19 protein-coding genes are annotated in these 26,678 nt (G+C 47.9%); 11 read left to right on the top strand and 8 right to left on the bottom strand.

Annotated features, from left to right (window positions below; all coding sequences use genetic code 11):
- Positions 1 to 475: 475 nt before the first annotated feature.
- Entirely contained in the window at positions 476 to 1,438 is a 963-nt protein-coding gene (locus Q1V85_RS07800; RefSeq protein WP_300598743.1) for a transketolase C-terminal domain-containing protein, read from the bottom strand.
- A gap of 254 nt (positions 1,439 to 1,692) precedes the next feature.
- On the opposite strand from Q1V85_RS07800, the gene Q1V85_RS07795 reads away from it, so the two are divergent.
- The 9 genes from Q1V85_RS07795 (at position 1,693) to Q1V85_RS07755 (ending at position 11,680) form a co-directional block, all read left to right on the top strand.
- Positions 1,693 to 2,718, top strand: coding sequence for a rod shape-determining protein (locus Q1V85_RS07795; RefSeq protein WP_090389562.1), 1,026 nt, complete (start codon positions 1,693 to 1,695; stop codon positions 2,716 to 2,718).
- Positions 2,719 to 2,888: 170 nt separating this feature from the next.
- On the top strand, positions 2,889 to 3,647 hold the full coding sequence (mreC, locus tag Q1V85_RS07790; protein WP_300598742.1) for a rod shape-determining protein MreC: 759 nt from the start codon (positions 2,889 to 2,891) through the stop codon (positions 3,645 to 3,647).
- Positions 3,644 to 4,177, top strand: a complete 534-nt coding sequence (locus tag Q1V85_RS07785; RefSeq protein WP_300598741.1) for a rod shape-determining protein MreD — start codon at positions 3,644 to 3,646, stop codon at positions 4,175 to 4,177. Before mreC ends, Q1V85_RS07785 begins: the two co-directional genes overlap by 4 nt.
- A gap of 362 nt (positions 4,178 to 4,539) precedes the next feature.
- Positions 4,540 to 6,672, top strand: a complete 2,133-nt coding sequence (gene mrdA / locus Q1V85_RS07780; RefSeq protein WP_300598740.1) for a penicillin-binding protein 2 — start codon at positions 4,540 to 4,542, stop codon at positions 6,670 to 6,672.
- Positions 6,669 to 8,012: a rod shape-determining protein RodA gene (gene rodA / locus Q1V85_RS07775; RefSeq protein ID WP_300598739.1), complete on the top strand. Its 1,344-nt coding sequence runs from the start codon at positions 6,669 to 6,671 to the stop codon at positions 8,010 to 8,012. Before mrdA ends, rodA begins: the two co-directional genes overlap by 4 nt.
- 319 nt (positions 8,013 to 8,331) lie before the next feature.
- On the top strand, positions 8,332 to 8,817 hold the full coding sequence (locus Q1V85_RS07770) for an RNA polymerase sigma factor (RefSeq protein WP_300598738.1): 486 nt from the start codon (positions 8,332 to 8,334) through the stop codon (positions 8,815 to 8,817).
- A 2-nt stretch (positions 8,818 to 8,819) separates the two neighbouring features.
- Positions 8,820 to 9,845, top strand: coding sequence for a hypothetical protein (locus Q1V85_RS07765; protein ID WP_300598737.1), 1,026 nt, complete (start codon positions 8,820 to 8,822; stop codon positions 9,843 to 9,845).
- Between the two features lie 5 nt (positions 9,846 to 9,850).
- On the top strand, positions 9,851 to 10,732 hold the full coding sequence (locus Q1V85_RS07760; RefSeq protein ID WP_300598736.1) for a hypothetical protein: 882 nt from the start codon (positions 9,851 to 9,853) through the stop codon (positions 10,730 to 10,732).
- 90 nt (positions 10,733 to 10,822) lie between these two features.
- Entirely contained in the window at positions 10,823 to 11,680 is an 858-nt protein-coding gene (locus tag Q1V85_RS07755) for an outer membrane beta-barrel protein (protein ID WP_300598735.1), read from the top strand.
- Between the two features lie 349 nt (positions 11,681 to 12,029).
- Here the strand turns inward: Q1V85_RS07755 and Q1V85_RS07750 are convergent, their stop codons facing one another.
- From Q1V85_RS07750 to Q1V85_RS07735, 4 genes are all read right to left on the bottom strand, one after another.
- Positions 12,030 to 12,626: a hypothetical protein gene (locus tag Q1V85_RS07750; protein ID WP_300598734.1), complete on the bottom strand. Its 597-nt coding sequence runs from the start codon at positions 12,624 to 12,626 to the stop codon at positions 12,030 to 12,032.
- Between the two features lie 63 nt (positions 12,627 to 12,689).
- Complete coding sequence (locus Q1V85_RS07745) at positions 12,690 to 13,853, bottom strand: DUF3298 and DUF4163 domain-containing protein (RefSeq protein WP_300598733.1); 1,164 nt, start codon at positions 13,851 to 13,853, stop codon at positions 12,690 to 12,692.
- Between the two features lie 327 nt (positions 13,854 to 14,180).
- Positions 14,181 to 15,935: a RagB/SusD family nutrient uptake outer membrane protein gene (locus Q1V85_RS07740; protein WP_300598732.1), complete on the bottom strand. Its 1,755-nt coding sequence runs from the start codon at positions 15,933 to 15,935 to the stop codon at positions 14,181 to 14,183.
- Between the two features lie 12 nt (positions 15,936 to 15,947).
- The gene (locus Q1V85_RS07735; protein WP_300598731.1) at positions 15,948 to 19,184 is read right to left on the bottom strand and encodes a TonB-dependent receptor; all 3,237 of its coding nucleotides are present in this window, start codon (positions 19,182 to 19,184) and stop codon (positions 15,948 to 15,950) included.
- 587 nt (positions 19,185 to 19,771) lie between these two features.
- Between Q1V85_RS07735 and Q1V85_RS07730 the strand changes: the two genes are divergently transcribed.
- Positions 19,772 to 20,533, top strand: a complete 762-nt coding sequence (locus Q1V85_RS07730; protein ID WP_300598730.1) for a rhamnogalacturonan acetylesterase — start codon at positions 19,772 to 19,774, stop codon at positions 20,531 to 20,533.
- A 469-nt stretch (positions 20,534 to 21,002) separates the two neighbouring features.
- Here Q1V85_RS07730 and Q1V85_RS07725 read toward each other — a convergent pair whose 3' ends face one another.
- The 3 genes from Q1V85_RS07725 to Q1V85_RS07715 form a co-directional block, all read right to left on the bottom strand.
- A complete protein-coding gene (locus Q1V85_RS07725; RefSeq protein WP_300598729.1) occupies positions 21,003 to 23,084 on the bottom strand; it encodes a hypothetical protein in 2,082 nt (693 codons plus the stop codon).
- A 90-nt stretch (positions 23,085 to 23,174) separates the two neighbouring features.
- On the bottom strand, positions 23,175 to 24,374 hold the full coding sequence (locus Q1V85_RS07720) for a putative glycoside hydrolase (RefSeq protein ID WP_300598728.1): 1,200 nt from the start codon (positions 24,372 to 24,374) through the stop codon (positions 23,175 to 23,177).
- A 6-nt stretch (positions 24,375 to 24,380) separates the two neighbouring features.
- Entirely contained in the window at positions 24,381 to 25,124 is a 744-nt protein-coding gene (locus Q1V85_RS07715) for a glucosamine-6-phosphate deaminase (protein ID WP_300598727.1), read from the bottom strand.
- Positions 25,125 to 25,357: 233 nt separating this feature from the next.
- Here Q1V85_RS07715 and Q1V85_RS07710 point away from each other — a divergent pair, with 233 nt between their 5' ends.
- On the top strand, positions 25,358 to 26,677 hold the full coding sequence (locus Q1V85_RS07710; protein WP_300598726.1) for a sugar MFS transporter: 1,320 nt from the start codon (positions 25,358 to 25,360) through the stop codon (positions 26,675 to 26,677).
- Position 26,678 lies beyond the last annotated feature (1 nt).

Genomic DNA, 26,678 nt, shown 5'->3' with positions numbered 1-26,678 from the left:
GGGGAATGGAGGAATATGCGTGGGGGAGAGGTGAATGGTCAATGGTCAATAGTCAATGGGCAATAGTCATACGTTTCCTGCCAGGAGAAGGTATCAACTCTCCAATCCGGCACGTAATCAACTGAAAACTGACGACTGATCGCTGAAAACTGATGAGTGAAGACTATCAGGAGTGGGAATCTGAAAATGGGTTACAGGGACCGGAGGAATATGCGTGAGGGAGAGGTGAGTGGTCAATGGTCAGTAGTCAATGGGCAATAGTCATATGTTTCTTGCCAGGAGAAGGTATCAACTCCCAATCCGGCACGTAATCAACTGAAAACTGACGACTGATAACTAATGGCTGAACGCCTTTTCAGACTCGATTTTCACATTTTCACATTTTCACATTTTCACATTTCCACATCTTCAAATTATCCCATAAAAAAAGAGCCGCCAATTACTGACAGCTCTTTCTTAAGTATGTTTAAAACGATTAACCGTTCTTCCGGGCGATCACTTTTTCGGCTGCTGCCACGATATCGGGCACATCCAGGTGGTATTTTTTTAACAGCTGATCGGGAGTACCGCTTTCGCCAAACGTGTCCAGCGTACCTACGTATTCAATCGGGATGGGAAAGTTGCGGGCGGCACACTGTGCAATCCGGTCTCCCAAACCGCCAATGATATTATGTTCTTCCGCGGTTACCGCGCATTTTGTTTTTTGAATAGAGGCGATCACTGCTGCTTCATCCAGCGGTTTGATGGTGTGGATATTGATCACTTCCACGCTGATGCCTTTTTCTTCGAGGATAATACCGGCTTGTATCGCGTTCCATACCAGGTGTCCGCAGGCAAAGATGCTTACATCCGTTCCTTCAGAAAGCTGCTGGGCTTTTCCGAAAACGAAGTCGGTTTCTTTGGTAAAGATCGGCCAGGACGGACGTCCGAAACGCAGGTAAACCGGTCCGTCGATTTCAGCAATGGCCATGGTAGCCGCCTTGGTTTGTGTATAATCGCAGGGAACGACTACCGACATGCCCGGCAGCATTTTCATCATACCGATATCTTCCAGAATCTGGTGGGTAGCGCCGTCTTCACCCAGGGTTACGCCGGCATGGGATGCACAGATCTTTACGTTTTTGCCGCTGTAGGCAATCGACTGACGGATCTGGTCATATACACGGCCGGTACTGAAGTTCGCAAAAGTGGTTGTAAAAGGAATATGTCCGCCAATGGTTAAGCCAGCCGCTACACCCATCATATTGGCTTCCCCGATACCGCATTGTACAAAACGGTCAGGGAACTCTTTAATAAACTGGTTCAGCTTCATTGAGCCAAGCAGGTCTGCTGTCAACGCCACAACTTTATCGTTTTTGCGGGCTGCTTCCACAATACCATCACCGAAACCGCTGCGGGTATCTTTTTTTCCTGTAGATTGAATATCCTTTAACGCCATAATTTATTTTTGAGGTTACAAAAGTAATGTTTCTGCTAAAGAATCACGCATAAGTTTTCGAACAGATTGATTTATATTTGAGGAAATTACATCATCCGCCGGAGTAATTTACAGACCCGGGTCTGAGGGGCTTTTTGTTAATGAATGTATAAGCTTAAAAATCCTTGCTGTACTTGGATTTTGCTTTGTTAATTTGAATTATTTACTTCACCTTTGCTCCTCACGAAAACACAAGAAATTTATTTAATTAAGGAATGGGACTCTTCAACTGGTTTACACAAGAAATAGCAATGGATTTGGGTACCGCAAATACCCTCATTATACATAACGACGAAGTGGCTGTAAATGAGCCAAGTATTGTGGCGCTGAACCGCAATAATCCCAAAGAAGTGCTGGCCGTTGGAAAGCGTGCATTGATGATGCATGAAAAAACCCATGAAAGCATCCGCACGGTGCGGCCGCTTAAAGATGGTGTGATCGCTGATTTTAACGCCGCAGAACTGATGATCCGGGAGCTCATCAAACTGGTTTATCCCAAAAAACCGTTATTTCCTCCCAGCTGGAGGATGATGATCTGCATTCCTTCCTCCATTACCGAAGTTGAGAAGCGTGCCGTAAGAGACAGTGCCGAACAGGCCGGGGCAAAAGAAGTATACCTTATTCATGAGCCCATGGCGGCAGCCCTGGGTATCGGTATTGATGTGGAAGAGCCGGTGGGGAATATGATCATCGATATCGGCGGCGGTACAACCGGTATCACCGTAATTGCATTGGCCGGTATCGTGTGCGATCAAAGCATTCGTATTGCAGGGGATGAATTTACCGCAGATATTATGGAAGCGCTGCGCCGCTACCACAGCCTCCTGATTGGTGAGCGTACCGCAGAACAGATCAAGATACAGGTGGGGGCTGCAATGAAAGACCTGGAAAATCCTCCGGATGATATCCCGGTGAACGGGCGCGACCTGGTTACGGGTATCCCCAAGCAGATCATGGTAAGTTTCCAGGAAATTGCCGAAGCCCTGGATAAAAGTATCTTTAAGATTGAAGAAGCCATTTTAAAAGCGCTGGAACAAACGCCTCCCGAGCTGGCAGGGGATATTTACCGGAGAGGGTTGTATCTGACCGGTGGCGGGGCATTGCTGCGGGGACTGGATAAACGGCTCAGCCAAAAAATAAAACTACCGGTTCACATTGCGGATGATCCGCTGAAAAGTGTTGTACGGGGAACCGGCATTGCGTTGAAAAACTACGACCGTTATCCTTTTGTAATGCGTTAATTCTTTAACCGTTTTGTTTGGCCTGGCGAAACAGGCGTTAAATTTAACACCCGGTGCGTAATATATTTTTGTTCATCAGGCGATTTTCGGTTTTCATAGGTTTTTTGATCCTACAGGGAATCTGCTTGTACAACCTGTTTACGTACAATCGGTTACACCGGGTTAAAGGCATGGAAACCGCGGGGCGGATCACCAGCTATTTCAATTCCAAATACAATTCACTGGAAGATTTTTTCCGCATGAAGGCGGAGAATAAGCGGGTACACCAACTGAATGATTCGCTCATGAACCTCATGAAGGAAAACTTCGTGCAGATCGATAGCAATGCCATCCTGGTGCATGATACGGCAACGGTGGATACAACCGGCAAGGCAAGGCGCTATCTCTGGCGGACCGCCCAGGTACTGTATGCTACGGTAAACAGCGATAAAAACTACCTGCAAATCAACCGGGGAACGAGTTCGGGCGTAGAAAGCGATATGGGGGTTTTCAGTTCTAACGGAGGCCTGGTAGGGAAGGTGGTAAATGCCGGGAAGGATTTCAGCGAGGTAATGACCCTGCTGCATGTAATGAATAAGCTGAGCGTGCAGCTTAAAAAGACGGGAAATGCCGGCATCATCTCCTGGGACGGCAGAATACCTACGGAGCTTACATTGAATGGCATTCCGAAAACGGACACGGTGCATATCGGGGATACCATTCTTACCGGTAACTACTCATTGAGTTTTCCCCCCGGAAAAATGGTGGGTACGGTATCAAGAATATTAAAGGATGAGGCTACCAATTTTTGGATCCTGAAAATAAAGCCTGCGGCTAACTTTGGAAGCCTGCAGCAGGTATTTGTGGTAGAAAATCTGAACTATGCCGCGCTTCAGCAGTTGAGCGCGGAAACCGGCCGGAAGGTTGAAGCAAAATCTGGAAATAAGTGAGCGATCTTGTAAAAAATATCATCCGTTTTTCACTGTTCGTATTTGTACAGGTGTATGTATTTAACAGCATGCCACACCTGCACGAACTCATCACCCCCTACCTGTACTTTTTATACCTGCTTTGGCTGCCTTTTTCTATAAAAAGGGGCTGGCTGCTGCTGCTGGGCTTTTTACTGGGCATGACGGTTGATTATTTTACCATGACACCCGGGTTACATGCCGCCGCCTGTGTGCTGGTGGCCTTTTTACGCCCCTTCATCCTTCACCTGCTTTCGCCCAAGGATGCAGTAGGGTACACCTACCAGGAACCCTCTCCCCGGGCGATGGGATGGAGTGCATATAGCCTTTACGCGCTGCTCCTTTCATTTGCACATAATTTTTATCTCCTGTTTTTAGAATGGTTATCCTTTGGCGCCTTTATCAATTTCCTGATGAAAGTGCTGACTACCACTGCTATAAGCATGCTGCTGATCTTTATCACAGAACTGCTTTTCTTCCGCAAACAACGCTATCGTACGAATACGGCGTAATGTGGAAATTTGAAGATGTGAGAATGTGGAAATGAGGCAATGGTGAATAATCAATGTGAACAAACAGTAATTCCCCTGTCCCACTTGTCTCTCAAAAAACTTTAGCCATCAGTTATCAGCAATCAGTTTTCAGTTGATTACGTAAGGGGATATAGATCTGTCCCGCCACATCGGGTGTAAAATGGGATCTAACCCGCCTCGGCGGGCACGCCTGAAACTTGAAACCAGGAATGGCTCCTCTGCCGGTTTCAGCGACATCCTCAACTTGCTGCCCGGAACTAAAAACTGATAACCGATAACTGGAATCATAAACAGTTTTGTACTATTTTTGACTTTTCTTACAAAAGTTCCCAGGTTTAAATATGTCGGTGTTCAATAAGTCGAGAAGTTATATTATACGGATCATATTCCTTTCCGTATTTATAATTATTATTGCCCAGCTGGCCAACCTGCAGCTGGTAAGTAATAAATACCTGGAGCTTGCCAAGAATAACGCCGTATTTCAAAAGATCGTTTACCCGGAGAGGGGAATTATTTTCGACCGGAAGGGGAAGGCAGTGCTGAACAATACCATTATGTTCGACCTGATGGTAACACCGGCGGAGATAAAGAACCTGGATACGACGGCCTTTTGTAACCTGATGCAGATCGACACCGCCGAATTCCGTGCAAGGATCGTAAATGCGATCGTTAAAAACTCAAGAGTAAGGCCATCGATCTTTCATTCGCTGCTGACGCCCGAAATGCAGGCCCGGTTTGAAGAGAATAGCTGGCGGTTCCCGGGTTTTGTGCTGCAGCAGCGCCCTGTACGTACCTATCCGTACAATGTGGGCGCGCATATCCTGGGATATATCAGTGAGGTGGATGGTAAAGACATTGAGCGGTCTGGCAATTTTTACCGCATGGGCGATTATGTGGGAAAGAACGGTTTGGAATACGCTTATGAAAAAGTACTGATGGGCCAGCGGGGGGTGCAGTATATGATCAAGGACAACCGGAACCGCCTGGTGGGCCATTATGAAAATGGAGAATTTGATACCACCGCTGTTGCCGGCCGGGGATTAAAGACCCACCTGGATGTGGAACTGCAGGTGCTGGCCGAAAAATTACTGGCAAATAAAGTGGGCTCTGTAGTGGCGCTGGATCCCAAAACCGGTGGGATCCTGGCAATGGCTTCAGGTCCGGTTTTCAATCCCAATGACCTTACCGGCCCTGAAAAAAATGCCAACTACGCCAAAATGATCCTCAACGTTCGGGCACCCCTGCTAAACCGGGGCATTAAAGGAAGGTATCCCCCGGGGTCAACCTTTAAGCCCCTGGGTGGCCTGGTAGCGCTGGATGAAGGCGTTATTACGCCCGCTTACGGATATCCCTGTCCGGGCCGCTACTATGGTTGCGGAACGGGTAAACCGGCCTGTACGCATTCCGGTGGCGGGCATGCTGCTAATTTAAGGCTGGCCATTGCCAATTCCTGCAACTCTTATTTTGTAGATGTGTACCGGAAGGCAGTAGATAACCGGCAGATCGGCAATACCCGTAAAGGATATGAAGGCTGGGAAACATACATGCATAAATTTGGTCTGGGCGTACGCCTGGGGGTAGATCTGCCCAGTGAAGATAAAGGCAATATTCCAACCGTAGAGGTTTATGATAAGGAGTACCGGGGCTCCTGGAACTCCTGTACCAATCTTACCCTGGGTATTGGCCAGGATAAGATGCTGGCCACTCCGCTGCAGCTGGCCAATGCCATGTGTATTATCGCCAACAAAGGATATTATTATACTCCGCATTTTGTAGACAGCATCAATGGCGAAACGGCCGCGGATGCGCCCATCCTGGCAAAATACCGGGAAAAGCACGAGGTGTTAACGCATATTTCAGACACGGCTTATAACGCGATCATCAATGGTATGAATGATGTGGTAACCCGGGGTACGGCAAGGGTGGCAATGATCCCTGGTATTGATGTGTGTGCCAAAACAGGTACTGCGGAGAACTATACCATCCTGGACCGGAGAAGGATCAAGCTGAAGGATAACTCGATGTTTGTTTGCTTTGCTCCAAAAGACAATCCACGGATCGCTATAGCCGTTGCGGTTGAAAATGCGGGCTATGGAGCTACCTGGGCCGGTCCGATTGCCCGGATCCTGATGGAAAAATATTTACTGGACAGCTTAACCAACAAAAGCAAGGCGGACCTGGAACGGATTTCGAATACCAACCTGATGCCGTCTTATTACGACCGGCTGCAGTATATTACGGATTCAACAAGAGCAGAGCAGTGGGCCATGATCCGGAGAGACAGTACCCAGCTGCGGCGTTACCTGAAAGGAGGCGTACAAAAGGCAGCGCCCAAAAAGGATTCTGCGCAAACCGGTGACAAACCAAAACCGGATCCGAAACCGGCGCAGAAAAAATCTGCGGCGCTGATTACGTTTATAACAGAAGATAGAAAATACCGCAGACCCGTTACCGTTTCCGAAGAAATTATATGAGCCAGAAAAAAGCCGAAATATCCAAAGGGGTAGATTACATACTGTTGATCGTATACCTGTTGCTGGTTGCCATAGGACTGATGGCCATCTTTGGAGTAACTTATACGGAGGGCGACCCGGTGCTGCAAAGCTTCCTGGGTTTTAAAACGGATTACAGCCGGCAGTTCTACTTTGCCGGAGTGTCGCTGCTGCTGGGGTTATTTATCCTTTTAACAGACAGTAAGTTTTTTCCGGCTACGGCCAACCTCTGGTATGCCGGCGGTATGCTGTTGTTGCTGCTGGTATTTCCCTTTCACTCTTCGGTAAAAGGTACTGAATCGATTATCCGGCTGGGAGCCTTTCAGTTTCAGCCGGCAGAATTCTGTAAAGTAACCGTAGCCCTGGCGCTGGCCAAATATCTTTCGGATCCGGAGCTGGATTTTACCAGGACCCGTTCCCAGCTGATTGCAACGGCCATTGTGATGACGCCGGCTATTTTAACCATTTTTCAAAAAGAAACGGGTTTGGCACTGGTGTTCTGTGCCTTCTTTTTTGTTATGTACCGGGAAGGGCTGCCGGCTATTATCCTTGTGATCGGTTTTGCGGCAGCAGCGCTGGTGGTGGCCACATTATTGGTAGATAAAAACCTGCTGGCAGTTATTTTAACGGTCATTGCGGGAATAGTAGTGTTGTTTTCGCTGCGGCAGATCAAAAAAGATAAAGCATTTCTGGTTAAAATTATACTTATCTGGGTCCTTTGTGTGGGCATTCAGCGTTTTGGCGTGCCCTTTATGTTTGAGCATATACTGGAAAAACACCAGGTGGAGCGCATCTTTAGTACCATCGGACGGGAAATTCCCCAGGAATACCTCAAGGGGAAAATGGGCGAAATTGATGCAAAAACCGGGAAGCAGAACAATACGGCCGATTACAACGTAAAGCAGTCCAAAATAGCCGTGGGAAGCGGGGGATTGATGGGAAAAGGATTGCTGAGCGGTACGCAAACCCGCTATGGCTTTGTTCCCGAACAGCGGACCGATTTTATTTTTGATACCATTGGAGAAGGATTTGGCTTTGTGGGAAGCGTGGCCCTGCTGGGGCTTTACATATTGCTGTTATTCCGGATCATACGCATCGCCGAGCGGCAGCGAAGTACATTCAGCCGCTGCTATGCCTATGGAGTGGCATCGGTATTCTTCTTCCATATTGCGGTAAACGTTGCCATGACCATCGGGCTGGCCCCGGTAATTGGCATTCCCCTGCCGCTGATCAGTTACGGAGGCACCTCGCTGCTTACCTTTACCATCCTGCTGTTTATCCTTATCCGGCTGGATGCCGACCGCCAGATGGTGTTGCGGTAGGGCCGGTGGCCGGTTTCAGGTTCAAAGTTCCACGTTAGATCCGTTTTGCACCTGATGTGGCAGGACCCCTGAACGGAATCAACTAAAAACTGAAGACTGATCACTGAAAACTGATTGCTAAAAGCTGAACACATATTCCACCTCAGATCCGGTCCCTTCCTGATATACAATCCCATTCCCACACGCTCCCATTTCCAAATGCTCATATTTTCAAATTCCCCCAAAAAATAGATTTTCCTGTAACTTTTTAATCCCTTCCCCCGTATTACCTATAAACCGGTTCAAAAAAGAAAATAACTACAACCCTGCTACTGGATCTATGACGGAAAAGGAATATAACGAATGTGTAACAATGTATGCGGACAATGTGTACCGGTTTATTGTAAAAAACCTGAAGCATGCGGCAAATGCGGAAGATGTGGTACAATCTTCCTTTCAGGCGCTTTGGGAGCAGCGGAGCGAGGTGCAGGTCGAAAAATCGAAATCATTGCTGTTTACCATCGCCTACCGGAAAATGATCGATCATATCCGGAAGCATAAACGGATGATCTACGAGGAGTCGATGGGCGCTTATGACCGGTACACGGAGCAGGGAAGCCGGAATTTAAAAGAGGTATTAAACCGCGCCCTGGAACGCCTGGATGATACGAAACGGTCGCTGGTGTTGTTAAAAGATTATGAAGGGTACAGTTATGAAGAGATCGGGGACATTACAGGGCTTTCGGCCAGTCAGGTAAAGGTTTACCTGCACCGGGCACGTTTGCAGCTGAAAGATTATCTGGTTAAAATTGAAAACGTATTATAACCATGCAAGGAAAAATAAATCCGGCCAATTATGAAGCTTATTTCCTTATGTATGTGGATAATGAACTGAGCAGGGATGAACGCGCGGAAGTGGAAGCATTTTTATTACAGCATCCGGAAACACAGTCCATGCTGGAGGAATTGCTCCGTACCCGGCAGGCCGCCGACCCGGCCATAGTGTTCCCCAACAAATCAAAACTGTTCTTTGGCGCCGCAACGGTTACGGATGATGCCCTGCTTTCTTACTTGGATAAGGAAGCGGTTCCGGCAGCAATCTCCGAAGCGTTGCAACATCCGGATCCGGAACTGGCCAAACGTCTGCAGGCGTTTGAAAAGACCATCGCTGTGCCGGATATGAGTGTGGTGTATCCTGATAAAGCCCGTTTGTACCGGACCTCAAAGCTGGTATCGCTTAAAAGATGGGGCAGCGCTGTTGCCGCGGCTGTGGCGGTGATTGCAGTGGGCACCATTTTGTGGATGCAGCCACATGGCCATCCGGGTGTGGCAGATGCGGGGCACTCCAGGCAGCAGGAATCCTTAGCCGGAAACTCCGCCGCCAGTGTTCCTGCGGAGCCCCATATTGCTGCTGCCGATACACTGCCACAACCCGGCAACACAGAGCAGGGAGCTGTAGCTGCTTACAAGGCTCCGGGTCATCCTGAAAATGACAACCGGGTGGTTAAAAAAGAGCATCCGACCGCGGCCACCCATGTTCCTGTTGTTGCCCAGACAAAACCAGCCACCGCCGTACCGGGCCAACCCACACAGGTTCTGCGCAATACCGATGTGGACGCTCCGAAGGATGCTAACCTGGCCGCACACAACGTAGAAACACCTCCACCCGCCGTATTGAAGCCAGCTCCATCCGTACCACCGGCACTGGCAGCAACCGGGGAAGAAAACCAACCCAAAACAAAAAAATCCTTATTCAAAAAGTTAACGCAACGCATTGAGGAGCGGGTATCCGGGGCACTTGTAAACGACGAGGGGCAGGTAACCATTGCAGGCTTTGCTGTGAACGTAAAATAGAAATAATGAAAACGATAAAAATAATTGTATTACTTACAGTTTTAATGGCACCTGTTTGTTTGCTGGCGCAGGACAAGCAAGGCACCGATACCACTGAAATCAATGTAAAAGTAGTTACCAGTAAAAAGAAAGATTCTGTGATCATTACCGCCAGTGGGCAGCCCTGGGTAAAGGCCAGCCGTGTAAAGAACGTGATCACCAGCTGGTTGAGTATTGACCTGGGATTTGCAAACTTTGTAGATAATACCGTTTATGCGGATGCCGCTACACAGGCTTTTGCTCCGGGTGCTACAGGTTCCTGGCTCGACCTCAGAAGTGGGAAGTCGGTGAATGTAAATATCTGGGTACTGTCACAAAAAGTAAACCTGGTACGCCATGTACTGAATCTGAAATATTCCCTGGGGCTGGAGCTGAACAACTACCGGTTCAAAAACCCCGTGCGGTTCAACCCGCGCCCGGCTACGGATGCAGCTATTCCGGCAGTAGTGTACATGGATGAAGCACCCGGGCATACCTACCGGAAAAACAAACTTGCTGCAGATTATCTTACATTGCCGGTCATGCTAAACATATCATTTCCTGTTAAAAACCGGAAAGTGGTAGAAGTGAACCGTAAAAGTGTGCGTATAAAAGCCAGTAAGGAATTTGGATTGAGCGGGGGCATCAGCGCCGGGTATCTGTATTCCGCAAGAAATAAATACATAAATGCGGAAGAAGGAAAACATAAGATCAAAGATGACTTCAGTTTAAACCCGTGGAAGATCTCCTATGTAGGAGAGGTGAACCTGGGGTACCTGGGGGTATACGGTTCCTTTGCTACCAGGAGCATGTTTAAACGTGGTTTGGACCTCACTCCCTATACCATTGGAGTACGGATAGGTTTATAATTTTGTAAACAAGTTCTTTCCTATCTTTATTGATTGAATAAACCAGATTTTGCAGCAAACTGATTTGTAATGCCACTGATTTGTATAAAGATGAAACAAACATTACTGCTGACTTTTATGATTGCGTGGGTAGCCGCTGCGCAGGCACAGGACAAACCGGATACGCTGGTGATCAACGGTGTAACCATTATCCGGGATAATAAACCGGTAGAACGGGAGCCCAAAAAAGGGTTTCTAAAAAGCATCAATACAAAAAAGAGTCTGAAGAATGTTTCTACCGAATGGGGAATGGTAGATATCGGCATGTCTAATTTTGCCGATGGTACCAATTACACCGATGCAGCGGCTCAGGCCTATGCCCCCGGAAGTAATGCGCAATGGTTTACTACGAAGTATTTCAAATCAAGGAATGTGAATGTATGGATCGTTACACAGCGGTACAATCTTCTTCAGCATTTTTTGAACCTGAAGTATGGATTAGGCCTGGAGCTGAACAATTACCGGTTTAAGAACCCGGTACGGTTTGATCCGCATCCGGCAACGGCGATTGTGAATCCCCCGGTTGTTTCCATGGACGAAACGCCGGGCCGGAACTACCGGAAGGATAAACTTGCTGCCGATTATATTACGGTGCCGCTGATGTTGAATGTTAATTTCACTCCGGACCGCTTGTATCCGTTTGAACTGAGTGCCGGTATCAGTGTGGGTTATTTATATGCTGCCCGGAATAAAACCATCACTTCTGATGAAGGGAAAGTAAAGGCAAAAGATAATTTTGACCTGGATCCCTGGAAACTGTCTTATGTAGGAGATGTTACCCTGGGAGTGGTTACCTTATATGGATCGTATGCATTTAAAAGCATGTACAAACGTGGCCTGGATCATACGCCTTACAATTTTGGCATCCGTTTACGGCCGGCTGATTTCTTCGGGAAGATCCAGAACTAGGGCGGAATGCCGTTTCAGGGTTGATGCAATACTGATAACTGAAGGCCAAACGCCGTTTCAAGTTTCAGGGTTCAAGTTCCAGGTTGGATTCCGTTTTACACTTGATGTGACAGGGCAGATTTATATTCCTGAACGTGATGAACTGAAAACTGATGGCTGATAGCTGAACGCTGAAGCTAATGGTTTTGGAGGACATGGAGACAAGGGAAATGAAAAAAAACACCGACCATTAATCATTGACTATGGACCATTCACCATTTCCACATTCCCACATTTCCAAATTTCCAAATTGAAATTGCATGCTGCTGTAAGATGACGACCTGTTCCGTATCTAAGGATGGGGCAAAGATCACTGCATATCCACATATACGATCCGGTACCGGTTCTTTGTACTGGCGGTTTTTTTCACCAGCCAGATGCCGGCAACAGAGGTAGCTGTAGCAATACCCAAACCCGCAAGGTTCTTTCCTTTAAAAACCGGCTCATTGGAGCGGAGGCCGTTGATGATATTCAATACATCGTATCCAAAACCACCAAGGGCCATTAACCCGCCCAACGGTACCCATACGGTTTTGCGGCCTTTGTGCCGGGGAACATAAATCGTTTTGATCTCTTTATAATGAAAGGGGATGATATCTTTTCGAAGCGTGTCCGTAACCACATAACCCAGTATATTCTGGTACCGGCTGGTTTTGTAAGAGGCAATAAAAACGGTGTCCCGGGCAATGGCGTCGATCGGGCCATCATAGGAAAACCCATCGGTGCCGATAAAACGGATGTCCATACCTGCATAAAAATTCCGGACTGTGATACCGTTTTTTTTCCGGACAGAAATATAGTCGTTCATCTTATGGCTGCCTGTTTGCCTGGAAGGAGCACTGTCAGACTGCGCTGAAACCGTCAGCGCAAATACCAGGCAGCTACATAGTGTAAGCAGTTTTACCATTTGTGCTAAGATACTATCAAATAAGTTAGGGCGTTCTGCATCATTTGTTAAAGAAAACTAATTTTAGATGCCCATTCGTTGTATAAAGGCCGGCTGCAGGTAGGGCCTGAGATCGGTGTACGGAACCCATATGTCAATTAATCCGAGGGCATACGCGGCTACTTCATAAGGCTGGTAAATAAACCCGATGCCCTTAGGGGTAAAATAAAAATTATCGGTAAGGGCCAGCCGTTCATCAAAGAGGATATCCGTTAACGGCGTATCCGCTGCGATTTTATAGCGTGCCCTGAGATGACGTTCCAGGATGGGTTGCAGCGTTGCCGGGTCGATCCGGAGTACATCGCCCAGCAGCAGCTCTTTTTGCTGCTGCATATCCAGGCAAAGCATGGTTTGACCGTAGATGCCATGCGCCCCGCCGGTGTAAGCGTAATTGCCCACGCTGAGAACGGCATACCCATTATTATTATAAATAAGGTTGGAACTGATCTGCTGATCATAATGCATCATCGAGAAGGGGGCTTCATCTGCATTGCCCGCGGCTTTCATGGTATCGATGTCGTCGCGAAAATTTTCAATAAAGCTTCTTCCAAATTGCGTAAGGGCGGTTTGCAGGGATGTGGAATCCGGTCGTTGTGCACCCAGGATATGTTTTTTTAACAGTGCGGTAAACCAGTTGTTTGGAGTGCCGCCCGGTTCCAGTAATACCAGGCTTGAAAAGGCGGTGGGCGTATCTTTTTTAAAACCGGTGATCCGGATCGAATCCAGGTAGCCAACGGGTACAAAGGCGCTGCCTCCTTCCTTTGGATGAAACTGTACCGGTTGGCGTTCATTGTTGTTTATTTTCAGGCCGGTGATCCCATCTGGCCGGATCACCAGGTGGAAGGCGGCATCGGTGCCATTGGGATCTTCCTGTACAGAACGCGGGGCGAATGCTGTAAAAAACAGGCTGTCGTTTTTAAGCAGGCTGTCTTTTTGAAACAAAAGGTCTACGGTTTGTCCCTCGTTATTGCTGGTATAATTAACATCGTAAGTGTTACCGAATTTTACCACATGCATAACCGCCGGCTGATTGCCGATGGTTCCTTCATATTGGAGGTAATAATTACCCGGAGCCTGCGTTGCGGAAAGCGAGTCGCTACCCGAAGGCGCACTGCTTTTTTTATCGGTATGTTTACAACTGAAGAACAGCGCCGGAGCAAATAGGAACAGGAACGATATTTTTTTCATGCGTCTTTCGTTTAGTAGAAACCCAGGCAAAATTAAAACATCAGGCGTATTAATTGCAGGAAATAAAAGACGGACGTTTTTTTAATTGCCACAGGGGGCACAAAGGATTCAACCGTAAAATGAGGCATGCGTTTTATGCGGCGATGGGACAGCGTGTTGCGGTCACATGGTCAATGCTTTTTAGTATTCCCTGACATTCAAAGCTACTACGCCGGTGGTGGAAGGATGCCAGGATCAGTGCTTCTATACCCTTTGTGGCAATAGGCGCAACAAAAAATGAGGCGCCGGGCCTCATTAAAACAGCAGCGATAAAAATTCCGTTGCTGGTCAATACCCATAGTCTTGCGTAATCTTTGGATTGGCGTCGATTACAGCCTGGGGGATCGGCAGCAGCTCGCTGTGGTTGGGTTTGAACAGCTGTGCCACATTGGTAACCCAGGATGCGGTAATGGACCGCGTCCAGTTAACGCGGGTATAGCCCGTTGCGCCGGAAGGGGATGGCCGGTATAACGAGTTGGCAAATACCACCTGTTGCGATCCGGGCAGGTAATACATATACTGTGGTATTTTATCATAGGGCGCCTGGAAGTTCATCATCTTTGTATAACCGTCGCGTACATCATTTATTTTCTGAGCCAGCAGGTTCCAGCGGATCAGATCATATTTACGGATACCCTCTCCTCCAAATTCAAAAGAACGTTCTTTTACCAGCGCGTCAAAGAATCCCTGTTTGTCGGAAGGCGTAGTGCCAATGCGGCCTTCATTTCCTTTGAACCCTCTTTTCCGTACTTCCTCAAATGCCTGTATGGCATCGGCGGTAGGTCCGTTGTTGAGTTCATTTTCCGCTTCGGCAAACATCAGCAATACATCCGAAAAACGCAGGACCGGCCAGTTGATACCAGTGGCCTGTATAGCCGATGTCAATGCCGGCGTGATCCAGTCCGAACGGAATTTTCCATTGGTCATATTTACCAGGGTCTGTACTGTTTTGGTATTGTCTGCATTGTTGTAATAAGGCGCACAGGTTACATCACGTCGGGTATCGATCGAGTCAAAAGCATAAAAATATACCGGGATGATCCGAATGGATCCATTGCCCAGCAGTGCCGTATTCCCCGGGATATAAAACCGCGGACCATCATAATACCCCAGTTTACTGTCTACCTCGCGGGCCATCGCTACTTCAAACATTACTTCTCCGAAAGGATCGATTCTGTATGAATCGATACCATCCTTAAACACAGACTGGAAGCTGGGATTGAGCGTATGCTGGTCTCTCCGCTGAAGCAAGTCATAGCATTCATCTCTTGCTATTTTATAATAGTCGAGGTAATCGGCGTTGCGTTCCATATTTCCGGATTTGCGCAATGAGTATCCGCCCCGGAATAATGCCAGCCGGGCACGCAGGGCTTTAACCGTACCTTTCGTGATGCGTTCATCGGAAGCAACGGCCTTGCGCCAGGGTACCAGGTCTTCGGCCAGTTTCAGATTGGCCAGCAGGGTATCATAAATAATATCGCGGTCTGTTTTCCCAAGGAAAAGATTTACCTGGTCACCGGAAGGACTAAAGGGAGCCGGCACATCGCCCCAGTTGCGGATGAGCTCAAAGTAAAACTGCGCCCGCAGGGTGAGCGCTTCGCCATGCAGTCTTTTTAACTCCGTTTTTTCGGCTTCGCTGCCGTTATTGTACAATTCCATGGCCGGAATGTTTTTAATACAAATATTAGCCCGTTCAATTCCGGAATAAAGCTGGTTGAACGGTGCCAATAGCTGCGCATTGGTTGGCTGAAGGTTGTACCGCGAAAGATCGCGGGAACTATTGTCTGGTGCAGTGCCATTAGTGACGCCGATCATTTCGTCGTTGTCATAGGGATACATCATACTTAAACGGCTGCCATAACCCTGATCTCCCGCCAGCTGGTCATACACGCCCAGTACCGCGCTCCGGGCATTTGCGGCTGAACTGAAGATATATTTTTCATCAAATGCCGACTGTGGTTCCAGCGTCAGGTACTTTTTACAGGAAACGAGCAGCAGGGCTGCAACAGCAAAAAGTGGTAGAAGAGATCGTTGCTTTATCATAATCAACATATATTACAGTGAAACATTTAAGCCGATGATATAAACCTTGCTCCGGGGATAGGCGGAATAATCTACGCCCGGCGTTACCGGTGTTGCCCGGCGGGTATTTACTTCCGGATCATAACCGGAATAACCGGTGAGCACGGCCAGGTTGTTAACAGTCGTATAAACCCGCAGACTTTTTAATTTGATCCGGCGAACCACCGTTTCCGGAAGCGTGTAACCGAGGGTTATGTTATTGATCCGCAGGAAGGATCCGTCTTCCATAGCCCAGGAAGTAGGGTACCAGGCCCCGGCGCCGCTGATAGGGATCCAGAGTTTTGCCTGTGCATTGATGGCCGCCAGCTGATCGGGCGCAATACCTTTTACAACCTGTTGCCCCGATTCGGTTAGCACCTGCTGGATCAGGTTACCGTTCGCATCTATCGTGCGCCAGCGGTCGTTCATAATCGCCAGGGAATTGGTGTGCGAACCATATCCATTGGTAAATTCAATCTTATTGGCATTATACACCTGGTTACCATATACAAAGTTCACAAACAGGCCCAGGTCAAAATGCTTATAGGTAAACCGCTGGTTCAATCCCCCGGAGAATTTGGGATTGGCATTCCCTATAACCGTTTTGTCATTTTCATCGATGATATGATTACCGTCAAGGTCTTTTAGTTTCATCCAGCCGGGCTGGGCAACGCCAATGACTTTTGACGGATCTGCAACACCTTCCTTTAACGTATAAATACTGGTGGCGGCATCGTAATTAAAATCATTCACCGTATAAAAGCCGTCCGATACATAGCCATACATTGTTCCCAGGGGCTGGCCAACTTTTACGATATAATCGGCCGGCTGTCCGGAGATGCCGAAACCGGAATAGGCAAAGTAATGATCCAGACCGCTTGCCAGCCGTTCGATCCGGTTCCGGTTGAAGGATATATTGAATTCCGTATTCCAGGTAAAGCTGGATTTTTGAACGGGAATGGCCGTTAACTGAAGCTCGATGCCCCGGTTGGAAATACTGCCCACATTTTGGAGCTGGGTGGTATATCCCGATGTGGGAGGAATGGGAACGTCGATCAGCAGGTTGTTGACCGTGTTCTTATATACGTCTGCCGTAAGCTGTAACCGGTTTTTAAAGAGGGAAAGGTCCAGACCGATGTTTCGGGAAACAGTGGTTTCCCATTTCAGGTCTTTATTGGGAAGGCTGCCTACCATATAGGCCGGTACGATCTGCTCATTGAGTGCATATTTTGCAGTAGGACTGAAAATATTCATATAAAGATAATCATCGATCCGGTTATTACCGGTAGCACCATAGCTGACGCGGAGTTTCAGATCCGATATAACCTTGCTATTTGCGAGAAAGGATTCCTTTGAAAGACGCCATGCCAGTGCGCCGGCAGGAAAGTATCCCCATTGGTGACCTGGTGCAAATTTGGAAGAACCATCCGCACGCAGGCTGAAGTTGGCAAGGAACCGGTCTTGATACGCATAATTGATCCTGGTAAAGAAGGATACAATATGGCTTTCATAGCTATTGGATTGCGGGTAGGTGGGTACCATGGTTCCGATATTCAGCTGGTTCAATGCCTTTTCCGGAGTAATGCCTATGGGAAAGTTTTTCAATTGCAGATCGGTACTTTTCGCTTTTACATTATAGAACTCATTACCCAGTAATGCATCAATGCGATGATCGGATGAGCGGGAGTTGGTGAAGGTAAGCACATTCGAATTGGAAAGATTGTACACATTATTCGTAAGCACGCCGGCCATAGGCATGCTGGCACCCTGTACGCGGGCCTTGGAGGTAATATAGTCGTAGAAGGTGTTGTAGGTTTGGTTGTTGTAGTTTACACCCAGTGTGGATTTAAATGAAAATTGTTTGTTGAAGATATAATTCGCATACCCGTTGAGGTTGGTAATATGATTGAGCTTTTTGCTGTACAGGGCATTGCTGAGCTGAATGGGGTTGATGATGCCCAGTGCGTTTCCGGCATTGGTTTCATCATAATAGGCTTCATCCAGGTCATCCGGTAATAAATTGTTCAGCATGAATGGCCGGTATTTTACGGTATGTCGCAGCAGGTTGTAGGTAGAGGCCCCGGCATCGGAAGTGCCGGCACCGGTAATGGCCTGGTTGGTATAACGTACGTTGAATCCTACTTTGAATGCATTGCTTACCCGGGTATCCATCCGGAAGGTAACCAGCTTGCGGTTATAACCGGAGTTCAGCATCACACCGTCTTCCCCGTTGCTGGTAAGACTGAGGTTGTATTGCGTGGCCCGGGTGCCGCCGGAAATACCAACATTATGTGTTTGCATCAATGCATCGTTACCAAATGTTTTGTGTTGCCAGTCAATAAAGGGCATGGATTGGTAGACATTCAAACTATCCCACTTACCATAAATTTTCCGGAAAGCATCCTGGCCTTCAGTGGTTCCCCTGCTTTTTTCATATTGAAGCAGTACAAAGTCATAAGGCTGTAGAACCGGCAGTTCTTGGGCCAGCTTTTTAATACCAGCAAACCCATTGTAAGTAACGATGGGTTTTGCTTCTTTTCCGCCTTTTGTAGTAATGATGATTACGCCGTTTGCGCCCCGGGCGCCATAAATGGATGTGGCGGAGGCATCTTTCAATACATCTACTGATTCAATGTCTTGCGGCGAAAGCCCGGAAAGCCCGCCTTCTATTTGCACCCCGTCTACAATATAAAGGGGCGACGCGTCCTGGGTAATGGAGCCATTCCCTCTTATTTTGATCTGCACTTCTGCACCCGGTGCGCCTTCCGATGTGGTTACCTGCACACCGGCCAGTTTGCCGGTAAGTGCTTCGGCCAGAGAGTTTACCGGTATATCTTTTAATTGTTTGCTGGTTAGGGAAGAAACGGATCCCGTAAGGTCCCGCTTTTTCACGGTTGCATACCCGATCATCACCACTTCATCCATCTGCGCAACTGTAGTAGAAAGTTTAATCTGCAGTGGCCCGGTCCCCGATCGTACTTCCTGTGCATTATAGCCGATATGCTGTACCATCAGCACCACCGGTGTATCCGTTGCCGGTATTAAGAGATTGAATTTGCCCTGGCTATTGGTTTGTGTACCTCTTGCCGTTCCTTTTTGCAGAATGGTGGCACCAACCAGCGGTGTATTGTCTGTAGAATCCAGCACGGTTCCGCTAACACGCCGGCCATTTTGTGCCTGGCTCCACGAAAAATTAAGACTTATTAAAAGCAGTACTACGATTCTTTTCATTCATTGTATATTTTGATAAATGAATAACCAGGCAAGGACGTTTGGGATGATCACCGGAGGGGTAAACATGTTCCCGGTTAATGGCTCGCTCTAATTCAATTAAACACCCGTCGATCCGGTGCAATGCGTTTTATTCAGAGACAAGATAGATCTTTTTGTTCCAGATGTGAAACGGAGCGGTGCTAAAAATTAATGGTATCGTTATCGATAACGATACCGGTGATATTTTTGGGTGTTCCTGTGGAATTTGGTATGTAAAGAACTACATTGGCAGTATATTATCGAATCATTTATCAATGCCATTTCCTTAAAGTGGTAAATTGTACGCTGGCATCCCGGAGGGTGAACACAACCGCAAGGGGAGCAAAGGCCACGCAAGGAACGCTAAGGGAATTTTCAATCTTCAGGTTCCCATTGCGACTATTGCGGATACTTTGCGTCCATTGCGGTTAGATCGAACCGTAGATTTGGCAGCAGCTGGTCGTATTCAAAAAGATCCTGGAGACGGTTCCACGGGAGCAATCAGTGGCAACTATAAAGACCGCTTAAGGAAACAGCATTGAATCAATTATTACAAATTTTTCTGTATGAAAAAAGGAATTCTTGCTTTATGTATTATGACCTTGCTGCTCGCATTTAATGCGCAAAAAAAGATCACCATCTACTCCATCGGGGATTCTACGATGTGCGATTATGATCAACGGTATCTGAATGGATTTGGAGGTGAAAATTATCCCATCCGCGGATGGATGCAGATGATGCCGCAGTTTTTTAAGGATGATGTGGTGATCCATAATATGGCCCGCAGCGGAAGAAGTTCAAAAAGTTTCCGGGAAGAGGGCTTCTGGAAAAAAACCATTGAGCAGGTGCAGTCAGGGGACTATGTATTTATCATGTTTGGGCCCAACGATGAAAAACCGGATTCGGCAAGGCATACCGATCCGCAGACCACGTACCGTGCATACCTGACGGATTACATTAATGAAGTAAGAGCAAAAAAGGCGCTTCCTGTTTTATTTACTTCGTTAGCCAGAAGACGGTTTGATAAAAGTGGTCAGTTATTGCCCGATAGCTTTGAGGGTTATGTAACAGAAGTACGGCGCCTGTCTAAGGAGCTGAACGTACCGCTGGTAGACCTGAATACAAAATTCCGGGCGCTTGTTCAACAGTATGGACCGGAGAAATCAAAAAAATTATATGTGCACATTGAGCCGGGAAAATTTACCAAATTACCGGATGGTAAAAAGGACGACACGCATTTGTGTGTGCAGGGCGCCACAGAGGCGGCAAGGCTGGCGGCTGAAGGGCTGAAAGAGCTGAAACTGCCGGTGGCAAAGTATTTGAAATAAAATAGCCAAAGGCGTGGGCCACAAAGACACGAAGCCACAAAGAATCACGAAGCTTTTTTGTGTTACTTAGCGTTCTGGTGTCTTAGTGTCGATAATAGATTAAAACCTTCTGTGCGAATCTGTGAGCAATATTTAGGATGGGCACAAAGGTACGACGGCGCGAAGATCCACTAAGGTTGAATTTGCTCAATGTTCCACAAGGCATTCCTGTTCCCTTAAAGTTAACGTTACCTGTGGATTTATCAAAAAGATAAAACAAGCCTCAAAGGCACAACGCTACTGTGGTTCTTATTGCACGCAAGGAGCAAAGCCGCGACAGGTGAGGAGTTTGCCACAAAGAAACACGAAGCTTTTTTCTTTGTGTTACTTAGCGTCTTAGTGCCTTAGTGGCGATAATATATTAAAGCCTTTAGTGCGAATCTGTGTCATCTGTGAGCAATACCAGGAATGATCTTTGTTCGCTCTATTGTTACCGGAACCGGATTTCTACAAGGTCATACAATGCCAGCTTCGGTACCGTAAATTGTACGCTTCCCTTTTCCTGTTGAAATGCGACCGTGTCGCTTGTCTTACGATCGGGGCTTAATATTTTTATCGCCTGGATCTTTTTACCATCCGGGATTTTCAGGGAGACGTTGATATGTTCCACACCGGCGTTTTCGTAATTAAAATTAACAAGGTGTAACAACAGGCGATTGCGCTCTTCCTGTTTTACCAGTTCCATGGTCACGGTTTCCGGTGCTTCCACTTGTAATGATAATCCATTGCCGGAAGCCCATTGCACGGCTTCTATCAACTGGCGATGGTTTTTGGCAAGCTGGAACGATTTACCAGACATCGGCATCGTAGCGGGCTTGGGCTGGGAGGGGATCACTTCGGGTAAATAGCAGACCCTGCCTTTGCCAACGGCATTCCGTTGTTCTTTTACGGCTAAAATGGTTTCGGGTGTGCTGCGGTTCTGCCATTCCGGTGCCTGTACCTTAAAAAGATCAAAGAGTCCGAAGTTTTCTTTTCGCTGGTGCCAGCTGTTGTACAGGGAAGTATGTTCGGTAGCAATAAGACCACCGCCTTTGCGTACAAAATCGCGGATGCGCTCCTGCTGTTCGTCTGTAAGACATTCCTGGTCGGCCAGTACCAGTACTTTATACTGTTCCAGCCTGGTAAGCTGCGCATCAAAAATAATATCAAAGGGAACTTTGCCCTGTATCAGGCTTTGTTCAAAAAGGAACGTGCTTTGATAAGGGCGGTCGTTGTTGAACGCCATGCTGTTAAAAGTATGCAACACGGCCACGTCTGCAATATTCTTTGTGTGGGTGTAGTATTCAGGATGATCATGGAAAAACTGTACGTAATCTTTCTGATCCTGCGGTAATTGAAAGGCCGACTGATGTTTGCCGCCCTCCATCTCTTCCGAGCCCCCGATCAGGCCAATGCCATCGCGGTTATAAGCGAGGATCTCCGCCATTTTTAATTTGCTGTCGCTGGTATTGGTAAACACCCGGTTGTTAAGGGTACGCGCCATCTTAAAGGTCCGGATCTTGGAAAGCAGTACGCCGTCTGCAGTAAGCGCTGTTTGTTCCCCTTCGGTCCAGAAATAATTCGTATGTGCCAGGATGCGTGGAAAATCAACACTTTCATTCCACATAGCGTTACGGCCGTCCAGCCCGTGTGGATTGCATTCTACGGCTACTTCGGGGTTCAGACTACGTATGTATTGTGCCATCTCCCCGTAGTAGTCGGCCAGCCGCTGACAACGGAAATCGGTCCACTCCTGTGCCAGCGGATCATGCAGGATGCTGATGCTTTTGGTATAGGCGGGTGGTTCTACATAATCCACATTACTAAATCCAAGCCGTTGTTTAAGCAGCTCCGGTGTATATTTTTTACGCAGGAAATCCCGGAACTGTGCTATGGCCAGCGGGTGGTAAAATACCGGTGCAATGGCCTGAATGGAGGAGTTGTCGAAATGAACAAGGTCCGCCTTCAGCTCTTCGACGGCAATTTTTAAAACCCGTTTGATATAGGCCTTGTACCCTTCATGCTGAAAATATACCAGTTTGCGGAATGTCTGGCTGCCATAGGTTACCGGCTGTCCCATGTAAGGCGGTACGATCCAATCCGTTGCTTCGGGAACCTCAGGAAGAAAGGTTTCATAAGGCAGGGTAGCACCTATGTACACGCCTACTTTCAATCCATATTTTTTACAAAGTGCTGCCAGTTTACGGGAAGCATCGATCTCCTCTTTTTCGGCAACCAGGCCAAACCCTTTATAAAAAAAGGCCATCACCATGGTTGCCCCCATCTCCTTATATTTTTTTACCTGGTCTTCAGTAGAAGCTTTTTTATAAACATCATCTATCCATACCGGGTTGGCACCTGCCCGGCGCCGGAAGGTTGGTTTTACATCCCAGTTGCCGATCATGATCACCGGGAACCCGTCCGCCCATTTGGGTTCCGCTTTTTGTACCGGTGGCAGCTGCTGTGCTGTGCCCTCTAACACAAACGCCAGTAAACTCATTGCTGTGCCTAACAGCATCAATCGTTGCTTCATATGCTGGTGATTTTATCAACCGTTTCCTGTAAGCCGGGATCTGTTCACTCCCCAACGGTATCTTATTGTAACGCCGCGCTCCTGTATGTTTTATAAGCCGCCGGCCTGTTCCTGTATAAGTATCCTGCCGGAACCGGGTGGTAATGATATTGTTTTTTGTTTTAAAGAGCCATGCACCGTTCTCCAATTTTCTTCAGGAACCTGGATGCGGATGGTATCCCGGGGAGATGGGTTTACATAAACCATTCCTTTTTGGTACCGCCGTACCCATACCTGCTGCTCCGTATGTGGCTTTTCAACCGGGGCACCGATATGGATATCCATTTCCGGCCGGTAATGAAATTCCTGGTAAATGGCTTTCTTTTCAAAGCCGGTTAAGGCCAGCAGGCTTTGCGGACCGCGCAGTAGCAGGAAATTAGCGATCACCCATTCAAGTTGCGCGGGATCTGCCTGGTCTATCGTGCCATTCACCTGGTTGATGGAAATATATCCTTTTGAAGGAGCTACCCGCTCTAAAAAGAAACGCTGTAATTCCCAGGCCTTGCCCGTTACATTTTTGCCGGTATGGGTAAACCCATTTTCGTCCAGCCAGATGTCTGCACTGTTCATCATGCGCAGCACCACATCCGGTGATGCGCTGGCGGCTTTAATATTGGCGGCAACACGTACACCCAGGGGATGCAGCTGGTCCGACAGGAATTGTATCCAGCGGATCATATTCTGCTGAAATGCCGTGTCGTTTTTTTTACCCGTATAAAGCTGTTCCCATTGCCCGTTTACAAAGCGGCCCACGGCCCCCGGCCAGTTGCCCAGGTCTACATTGTCCATTGCCACTACACTGTAGCCTTTTTTTACCGCGGGCATTATAAATTCGTTAAGGTAGTACTGTCTTACGGCGGGGTTGGATACATCCAGGGGCACCAGTCCGCCATAGTCATAGATATAGCCATAGGCCGGTGTCGTCTGGTCGGCCTGGTACAGGATCCAGTCGGGGTGATTTTTTTTATACCATTCAATATCCCGCTTGCGATCCGGATTACGTACGGAAGGAAAGTATTTGCTGGCCACGATGGCCCCGGGTTGTTTGGGAGCGCGGGCACCCCAGATAAAGTATACCTTGTTGAGGTGCTGAAGATATACGGAAGGATCCGGTACGCCACTATCAAATATCTGTGCCAGCGGTAACCCGTCTTCCGGGATAGGATCAATGACGCTTTGCTGTGCATATACACCGGGCATTGCCCATGCAAGGGCCAGTAACACCATGATATTTCGGATCGAACCCGGCATTCATTCTTATTTAAAAGCCGGTGCCAGCAAGGCGGCGGAGGTTTCATCCAGGTATAATCCGCAGGAGGGATGCTCCTGCAGGATGCTGGCCGGAAAAATCGGGTTTACCGGCTGCTCCACACAGTCTTTAATGGCCTGCGCTTTGCGGCTGTCCGGTACGGAGCAAATGATATGACCCGATTTCATGATCTGTTTTACCGACATGCTGATGGCCTGCGCCGGTACATCGTTTACGGTGGCAAACCAGCCTTCACCCATTTGCTGCAACCGGCACTTTTCGTCCAGGTTTACGATCAGGTAAGGATCTTCGGTATGAAAGTCGGCCGGAGGATCATTAAACGCCAGGTGACCGTTTTCCCCGATGCCTGCCAATGCTACATCAATGGGATATTGCCGGATCAGCTGGTTCAACCGCTGCCGCTCTTCTTCTGCATCGTTTTCTCCGTTGATGAGATAATAGGCTTTTAGCGGTGCAACCTTATCGAGGAAACGCTCTTTAAGATATTTCCGGAAACTTGCCGGGTGCGTGATGGGCAGCCCGATATACTCATCAAGGTGAAACATCACAACCTTGCTCCAATCGATGTCTTCCCTGATCAGCTGTTCCAGTGTCTGAAACTGGCTGGTGCCGGTGGCAAGGATGATGTTGGCTTTCCCGGTTTGCTCAATGGCGTTCCGGATGATGTTGGCTGCTTGTGTTCCGGCTGCATTTCCCAGGGCATACTTATCGTTTTGTATGATCAATTCCATAGCAATAAACTAATTTTAAGAGTGAAGCGATGGGTACATCGCCGTATCAAAAGTATCAATTAACAAAGAGGAATAAAAGCGGCGCGGCGAATAAAACAACGGTAACGTTATCGGCAGGGATCCCGGTAACGTTACCGGTTATTTGTGCGCTTCAAAAGACAGCGGCATATCAATAATCGATAACTTAGCAAAAACGGTCGAAAGCCATAAACGGGCTGATCCCGGCGATAAATATGAAAGAGAAAAATACAGCGGTATCTGCTTCCGCGCTTACGAATAAACAGGTGGGTGTTTCTATCGGCATTATCGCCGTAGTGTTTTTTGTGATCGGCTTCATCTCCTGGGTAAACTCCATCCTGATCCCTTACTTTAAGATCGCTTGTGAGCTTACCACTTTTGAATCGTACTTTGTTACGTTTGCCTTTTATATCTCTTACCTGATCATCTCCGTGCCGGCTTCCTACCTGTTAAAGCGAACGGGGTTTAAAAAGGGCATGGCTATTGGTTTTGGTGTAATGGCCATTGGTGCCTTCCTGTTTATACCGGCCGCTGCCGTTCGTACATATGGCCTGTTTTTAACCGGGTTGTTTGCGCTGGGTGTAGGGCTATCCGTGCTGCAAACCGCAGCCAACCCCTATATCACCATCCTGGGACCCATTGACCGGGCGGCACAGCGGATCAGTATCCTGGGCGTGTGTAACAAAGGTGCCGGTATACTGGCGCCGCTGATCTTTGCAGCAGTTATTTTACGTAAAACGGATACGGAGCTGTTCAAACGCATCCCGCTGATGCAGCCGGGCGAACGGGAGCAGGTACTGGATGAGCTGATCCAGCGGGTAATGGTTCCTTACTTTGTGGTGGGCATCGTGCTGTTGCTGCTGGGATTGCTGATCATGAAATCGCCGTTGCCGGAGATCAATACAGAAAAAGAAGACCCGGAGGTATCAAAAGCCAATGCGGATAAAAAAAGCATTTTCGATTTTCCCTACCTCATCCTGGGAGCAGTGGCCATCTTCCTGCATGTAGGCACGCAGGTGATTTCAATTGATACGATCATTGGTTATGCCACCTCCATGCAGATGCCCCTGCTGGAGGCTAAGGTATTTCCTTCTTATACCCTGTTTGCCACTATCTGCGGTTACGTGCTGGGCGTGATCGTGATACCGCGGTTCATCAGTCAGAAACAGGCGTTAAAGACCTGTACCCTGCTGGGTACCCTGTTTTCGCTGCTCATTCTTTTTGTAAAAGGCAGCAGTACATTCCTGGGGCATACCATCGACGCCTCTATCTGGTTTGTGGCACTGCTGGGCTTTGCCAATTCACTGATATGGGCCGGTATCTGGCCGCTGGCTATAAACGGGCTGGGACGATTTACCAAGCTGGGCGCTTCGGTAATGATCATGGGGCTTTGCGGCAATGGCATCCTGCCACTGGTGTATGGTCACCTGGCCGATCTGCATGGAACCCGGGAGGCCTACTGGGTACTGATACCCTGTTACCTGTATCTGGTTTTTTATGCTTTCTATGGACACCGTATAAAAAAATGGTCGTAAA

Origin of the sequence: Niabella sp. (assembly GCF_030150205.1) — a bacterium.
Taxonomy (GTDB): domain Bacteria; phylum Bacteroidota; class Bacteroidia; order Chitinophagales; family Chitinophagaceae; genus Niabella.
This window is presented reverse-complemented; position numbering and strand designations above follow the sequence as displayed.

What these genes read in the sequence shown, in the direction of transcription:
- Q1V85_RS07800 (WP_300598743.1), bottom strand. Translation starts at nt 1,438, where the DNA reads ATGGCGTTAAAGGATATTCAATCTACAGGAAAAAAAGATACCCGCAGC.
- Q1V85_RS07795 (WP_090389562.1), top strand. Translation starts at nt 1,693, where the DNA reads ATGGGACTCTTCAACTGGTTTACACAAGAAATAGCAATGGATTTGGGT.
- mreC (WP_300598742.1), top strand. Translation starts at nt 2,889, where the DNA reads ATGGAAACCGCGGGGCGGATCACCAGCTATTTCAATTCCAAATACAAT.
- mrdA (WP_300598740.1), top strand. Translation starts at nt 4,540, where the DNA reads ATGTCGGTGTTCAATAAGTCGAGAAGTTATATTATACGGATCATATTC.
- rodA (WP_300598739.1), top strand. Translation starts at nt 6,669, where the DNA reads ATGAGCCAGAAAAAAGCCGAAATATCCAAAGGGGTAGATTACATACTG.
- Q1V85_RS07770 (WP_300598738.1), top strand. Translation starts at nt 8,332, where the DNA reads ATGACGGAAAAGGAATATAACGAATGTGTAACAATGTATGCGGACAAT.
- Q1V85_RS07765 (WP_300598737.1), top strand. Translation starts at nt 8,820, where the DNA reads ATGCAAGGAAAAATAAATCCGGCCAATTATGAAGCTTATTTCCTTATG.
- Q1V85_RS07760 (WP_300598736.1), top strand. Translation starts at nt 9,851, where the DNA reads ATGAAAACGATAAAAATAATTGTATTACTTACAGTTTTAATGGCACCT.
- Q1V85_RS07755 (WP_300598735.1), top strand. Translation starts at nt 10,823, where the DNA reads ATGAAACAAACATTACTGCTGACTTTTATGATTGCGTGGGTAGCCGCT.
- Q1V85_RS07750 (WP_300598734.1), bottom strand. Translation starts at nt 12,626, where the DNA reads ATGGTAAAACTGCTTACACTATGTAGCTGCCTGGTATTTGCGCTGACG.
- Q1V85_RS07745 (WP_300598733.1), bottom strand. Translation starts at nt 13,853, where the DNA reads ATGAAAAAAATATCGTTCCTGTTCCTATTTGCTCCGGCGCTGTTCTTC.
- Q1V85_RS07740 (WP_300598732.1), bottom strand. Translation starts at nt 15,935, where the DNA reads ATGATAAAGCAACGATCTCTTCTACCACTTTTTGCTGTTGCAGCCCTG.
- Q1V85_RS07735 (WP_300598731.1), bottom strand. Translation starts at nt 19,184, where the DNA reads ATGAAAAGAATCGTAGTACTGCTTTTAATAAGTCTTAATTTTTCGTGG.
- Q1V85_RS07730 (WP_300598730.1), top strand. Translation starts at nt 19,772, where the DNA reads ATGAAAAAAGGAATTCTTGCTTTATGTATTATGACCTTGCTGCTCGCA.
- Q1V85_RS07725 (WP_300598729.1), bottom strand. Translation starts at nt 23,084, where the DNA reads ATGAAGCAACGATTGATGCTGTTAGGCACAGCAATGAGTTTACTGGCG.
- Q1V85_RS07720 (WP_300598728.1), bottom strand. Translation starts at nt 24,374, where the DNA reads ATGCCGGGTTCGATCCGAAATATCATGGTGTTACTGGCCCTTGCATGG.
- Q1V85_RS07715 (WP_300598727.1), bottom strand. Translation starts at nt 25,124, where the DNA reads ATGGAATTGATCATACAAAACGATAAGTATGCCCTGGGAAATGCAGCC.
- Q1V85_RS07710 (WP_300598726.1), top strand. Translation starts at nt 25,358, where the DNA reads ATGAAAGAGAAAAATACAGCGGTATCTGCTTCCGCGCTTACGAATAAA.